This window comes from Levilactobacillus zymae DSM 19395 (assembly GCF_001434115.1).
Taxonomy (GTDB): Bacteria; Bacillota; Bacilli; order Lactobacillales; family Lactobacillaceae; genus Levilactobacillus; species Levilactobacillus zymae.
This window is the reverse complement of record NZ_AZDW01000035.1, coordinates 1-271: the sequence shown is the minus strand read 5'-3', so window position 1 is coordinate 271 and position 271 is coordinate 1. Positions and strand designations below refer to the sequence as shown.

Annotated in this window: 2 rRNA genes; both read right to left on the bottom strand. The window is 49.8% G+C overall.

Going from position 1 to position 271, the window contains the following annotated elements:
- Nucleotides 1-117, bottom strand: a 5S ribosomal RNA gene (gene rrf, locus FD38_RS08965).
- 65 nt (nucleotides 118-182) lie between these two features.
- Nucleotides 183-271 (bottom strand): 23S ribosomal RNA (locus FD38_RS08960); the annotation flags it as partial.

Below are 271 nucleotides of genomic sequence, written 5' to 3'. Positions count from 1 at the left end.
GCGTGGCAACGTCCTATCCTCGCAGGGGGCGATCCCCCAACTACTATCGGCGTGCTGAAGCTTAACTTCTGTGTTCGGCATGGGAACAGGTGTATCCTTCAGGCTATCGCCACCACACTATTGAGAGCTTATTCCCTCAAAACTAGATATTACCAATTTATTTTCCTTGAGAACACCATTACTTGGTTAAGTCCTCGACCGATTAGTATTGGTCCGCTTCACGCCTCACGGCGCTGCCACTTCCAACCTATCTACCTGATCATCTCTCAGG